The organism is Frankia sp. AiPs1 (genome assembly GCF_023716945.1).
GTDB lineage: Bacteria > Actinomycetota > Actinomycetes > Frankiales > Frankiaceae > Frankia.
Window position 1 is genome coordinate 1 of record NZ_JAMQQF010000480.1, and the last position, 4,639, is coordinate 4,639.

Here is a 4,639-nt window from a genome sequence, read left to right on the forward strand (position 1 = left end):
GCTCGATACCGGGTAGCGCGCGGCCCGGTAGGGCGCGGCCTGCCGACGTGAGGCGTGCCGGCACGAGGTCGGCCAGCGCACGGCCTGCCGGCGCACGGTCTGCCGGCGCACGGTCTGCCGACGGGGGGGCGGGGAAGGTGTGGGCCAGGGTCGCCGAAGCGGTCGGCGGCGCCTCCTCGACGACGAGGTGGGCGTTGATGCCGCCGAAGCCGAAGGCGTTGACGCCGGCGCGACGGGGACCGCCGCCCGCCGGGATGTCCCAGTCGGTCGCCGTCCGCACCGGCGCGAACCGGCTGCCGGCGAAGGCGGCGTGCGGCTCGTCGCAGTGCAGCGTCGGCGGCAGCACCCGGTGGTGCAGGGCGAGTGCGGTCTTGATCAGCCCGGCCGCGCCCGCCGCCGGCATCGCATGGCCGATCATGGACTTGACCGAGCCGATGCCGATGTCCGCCCGCCCCGCGGCGCCCGTGCCGGCCGCGGAACCCACGCCGGCCGAGGAACCCACGCCGGCGGCCGAGGAGCCCACGGCGCCGGCTGCGGCCAGCGACGCCTCGTCGGCCCGCTCCGCCCAGTCGGCGAAGCTCTCCCCGTCGGCACGCTCGCGCCGATAGGTCGCCAGCAGGCCGACGACGTAGTCGAGCAGCCCGTCGGCGGTGACCTTCAGGCCGCGCGACTTGCGCCCCAGCCGCGACCGGGTGCCCAGGTGGCCGCCGAGGTGGACCTGGAAACCCTCGACCATCTCGCCGGCGTCATCGGGGACCAGGGAGCCCTTCAGCCCGATGTCGGCGACCTGAAAGCGGGCGCAGGCGTTCGGGCAGCCGTTGACGTTGATCCCGATCGGCTCGTCGAAGTCGGGCAGGCGGCGCTCCAACTCCTCGATGAGGTCGCGGGCGTTGCCCTTGGTCTCGACGATGGCCAGCTTGCAGAACTCGATCCCGGTGCAGGCCATCGTGCCGCGGCGGAACACGCTCGGCCGGACGACCAGATCCAGCGCCGCGAGCTCCGCCTCCAGCGACGCCACGGCCTCGTCGGCCACGTCGAGGATGACCAGCTTCTGGGTCGTCGTCGCGCGGATGCGGCCCTGTCCGAACCGGTCGGCGAGGTCCGCCACAGCGTGCAGGATCGTTCCGGAGACCCGGCCCGCGCGCGGGGCGAAGCCGACCGCGTTGCGCCCGTCGCGCTGACGGTGCACGCCGATGTGGTCGCGGCCCTCGTTGCGCGGCGGCGCCGGCGGCGGCCCGTCCGGCAGCGGGGCCGTCAGGTACTCCTTCTCCAGGGTGGTGCGCACCCATTCGGCGCCCATGTCCGCAACCAGGAACTTCAGCCTGGCTCGGGTACGCAGACGGCGGTAGCCGTAGTCGCGGAACAGGGAGGCGACGCCATGCCAGACCTCGGCGACCCGCGCCGGCGGCACGAACGCGCCCAGCCGCACGCCGAGCTTCGGGTTCGTCGACAGGCCGCCGCCGACCCACAGGTCGTAGCCCGCACCAAGCTCCGGGTGGACGACGCCGACGAACGCGATGTCGTTGATCTCGTGCAGCGTGCAGTGGTCCGCGCAGCCGGAGATCGCGCTCTTGAACTTGCGGGGCAGGTTCGCCAGCGTCGGGTCGCCGACGAAGCGCTCGACCACCTCGTCGATCGCGGCCGACCCGTCGATGACCTCGTCACCGTCGACGCCCGCCAACGGGCAGCCGAGGATGACCCGCGGGGTGTCGCCGCACGCCTCGGCGGTCGTCATCCCGGCACCCTCGAGCGCGCCCCAGATGGCCGGCACGTCCTCGATGCGGATCCAGTGGAGCTGGATGTTCTGCCGGTCGGTGACGTCCGCGACGTCCCGGCCGTACCGGGTGGAGATGTCCGCGATGACCCGAAGCTGCTCGGCGGTCATCCGCCCGCCGTCGAGCCGGATCCGCTGCATGAAGTAGGAGTCGTCGAGCTCCTCCGGCTCGAGGATCGCCGTGCGGCCGCCCTCGATACCCGGCCGGCGCTGCGTGTAGAGGCCCCACCAGCGGAACCGGCCACGCAGGTCCTGGGGGTCGATCCCGTCGAAGCCGGTGTGCGGGTAGAGGTTGAGGATGCGATCGCGCACCTCCAGCCCGCCTTGGTCCTTCTTCATGCGCTCGTTGGCGTTGAGCGGCTCGGAGTAGCCCAACGCCCACTGGCCCGCCCCCTTGGGACGGGACGGGCGCGCGGAACGGGCAGGACTGGCAGGAGAAGTCATGAGATCTCTCGATGCGCGGGGAAACGCGACGCCGACAGAGTGGCGCCGCGAACGGGAACGTCAGCGGGAGCGGCGACAGCCGGCGCTGGAGACCCGCAGCAGGTCGACGTGCAGGCGCGCGACGAGCATCGGCTCAATCACGAGGCACGCGGCCGCGGGGGACGACGCGAACCCGCGCCGGGGCGAAACGCGGACCAGATCCGACGCTCGCTCAGCCGACGCCCCGAGGGTGAGGGCACGCGTAACCACGACCTCATGTTTTCACAGAAGTGACGCCGATGGGCGTGTTGTGGGTTCCAGAACCACGCCACCGGCAAGTGTCACCCCGCGAAACCGGCCAAATCGGGCAAGCGCCGGTAGCCTTCCCCGACCCTCCGACACCGCCTCCACAACTCTACCGCATCGATGGAGAAAATGAACAACGGGATCGAACCCGCAGGTCGGTGCGGTGGGGCTCAGCCGGGGCGCCGGGCGGCGCAGAGGCTGCGGAGCTGGTCGACCAGCGGACCGGTGGCCAGGCCCTTTTCCAGCAGGGCGTCCGCGCCCAGGGCGAGCACCCGATCGAGCAGCGCGTCCTCGGAGAAGCCGGTGAAGATGACGACGGTGGCGTGCGGCGCGACCCGCCGGATCCGCGGCAACGCGCCAAGGCCGTCGAGCACCGGCATCGCAAGATCGAGCAGCACCAGGTCCGGCGCCGTGCGAACGACCTCGTCGATGGCCTCCGCCCCGTTGGCGGCGGCGCCGACGACCACGAAGTCGGGTTCGGCACCCAGCAGCAGACAGAGCAGCTCACGCACGCCGTCCGCGTCGTCCACGACGACCACTCGGCGCGGCGCGTCGGCGGACGACGGCTCGCCCGTGCCCGCGCCGTCACCGGCGGCGGGGTCCCCGGCCAGCTCGCCGTCCGGGATCGCGTGACCACCCGGGATCGGGGCCCACACAGCCGGGCGGCTGGTCTGCGCACCGGGGGCGCGGCCGGCGTCCCGGCCGGGCTCAGGGCTACGCGCCGTCCCGGAGGAGCCCCGAGCCGGGGCGACAACGTCGTCCTGGCCGAGCCCGACGGTGTCGGCGTCCACCGAACGGCCGGTATCCACCATTCTTTTGTACGCGCCCCACCCGACCCCGCGCATCGTCATTCAGGATGGTTTCCGGGGATGACCCATGTCGGTCATCCCAGCGATACCCACAGACCGTGGCGAAGCGCCGCACGCCCGGCGGGACAGTGATAGCCCGTGTCACGGAAATAGGCCACCGGAGACGATCTCCCGATGATTCCGCGACTTTCCGCCCGGGCTTCCTCAGCAACACTCACGTTTCCCAACAAGAACCCAAGAATACAGGCATAATGTCTCGACGGGCCCGCCACACCCATCCGGCTCTCCGAACAGATTGCATCCGATCACGAACTCTGAGCGACACCATCCGATTGAACACGCCAAGATATGACGGAGAGTAATCATCGCAAGCGTTCGCGTATGGGACTTTTGGCCTCTAGTCTACTAGGGTGCGCCATGGAGTAGCCTGATCACTACCGGTGAATTCCTGCCGGCTCTCGGGGGGCACGAGAGGCGGCGCACGACGACTTGCCTCCCTCGGTGGGAGGCGACCTCTGCCACGCGGAAGGACGTCAACAGATGCGGCAACGGAGCCGAGGCCAGCAGGGCGCGGCGACCGCTGAAGACCTGCTCCCCGTGGAGGTCCGGCGGCGGCGCTGTGAACGCGTTCTCTCCCGGGACGAGCTCGCCCAACGCACCGGCTACAGCCGCCAGTACATCTCCCAGCTTGAGCAGCCCAGTCGTGGGATTCCCTCACGGCCCGTGGTCGCGGCCGTCGACGCGGCGCTGGAGGCCGGGGGCGCCCTCGTCGATCTGCGCGAGGCGGCCGTAGCCGCGCGGGCCGAGCGCCTGCGTCGCCGGCCCGACCCGGAGCGGGAGTCCCGACGCCGGGTGTCGGACCTGCTCGACCACCGCCGGTCGGACCGCGAGCTCGACTATCTCGACCGGCTGGTCGCCGACCTCATCGCCAAGGCCGACCGGCTCGACCCGCAGGACGTCACTGCCCGGGTGCTCGACCAGCAGAGCGTGGTCGACAACCTGTTGCGCACCCCGCTGCTGCCACATCAGCAGTTCCGGTTGTTCATGCTCGCCGGCCACCTGGCCGGCCTGCTCGCCATTTCGCTGCTCGACGTCGACGAGCTCGCCGGTGCGAGCACCTGCTGCCTGGAGGCGGCGGTGTTCACCGAACTCACCGGGCACGAGGGGCTGCGGGCCTGGACCCTCGCCGTCAACGGGCTCATCGACGCCGCCGCCCGACGGGAGTGCGCCACCGACGCGGGCCAGGCGCCGAACGCCGCCGCGCCAGACGCGAGTGTCGACGGCCGGATCGGCGACGGCGGGCTCGGCGGGCCGACCGTCACCCCGC

The 4,639-nt window shown here is 71.7% G+C and carries 4 protein-coding genes and 1 pseudogene; 1 reads left to right on the plus strand and 4 read right to left on the minus strand.

Going from position 1 to position 4,639, the window contains the following annotated elements; genetic code table 11:
• The 4 genes and pseudogenes from ND748_RS35145 to ND748_RS25630 form a co-directional block, all read right to left on the minus strand.
• A partial coding sequence (locus tag ND748_RS35145) for a ketoacyl-synthetase C-terminal extension domain-containing protein (RefSeq protein WP_374216035.1) occupies window positions 1-502 on the minus strand: 502 nt, incomplete at its 3' end.
• A pseudogene (locus ND748_RS25625) lies at window positions 488-2,218 on the minus strand (nitrite/sulfite reductase); the annotation flags it as partial. The pseudogene ND748_RS25625 and the gene ND748_RS35145, both read right to left, overlap by 15 nt.
• A 60-nt stretch (window positions 2,219-2,278) precedes the next feature.
• Window positions 2,279-2,467, minus strand: coding sequence for a putative leader peptide (locus ND748_RS35150; RefSeq protein WP_374216034.1), 189 nt, complete (start codon window positions 2,465-2,467; stop codon window positions 2,279-2,281).
• Window positions 2,468-2,673: 206 nt separating this feature from the next.
• Window positions 2,674-3,294 carry a response regulator transcription factor gene (locus ND748_RS25630; RefSeq protein WP_251748644.1) on the minus strand — a complete coding sequence of 207 codons (621 nt, stop codon included), beginning with the start codon at window positions 3,292-3,294 and terminating at the stop codon, window positions 2,674-2,676.
• 558 nt (window positions 3,295-3,852) lie between these two features.
• On the opposite strand from ND748_RS25630, the gene ND748_RS25635 reads away from it, so the two are divergent.
• Window positions 3,853-4,639, plus strand: a 787-nt coding sequence (locus ND748_RS25635) for a helix-turn-helix transcriptional regulator (protein ID WP_251748645.1), incomplete at its 3' end; no start/stop codon positions are given.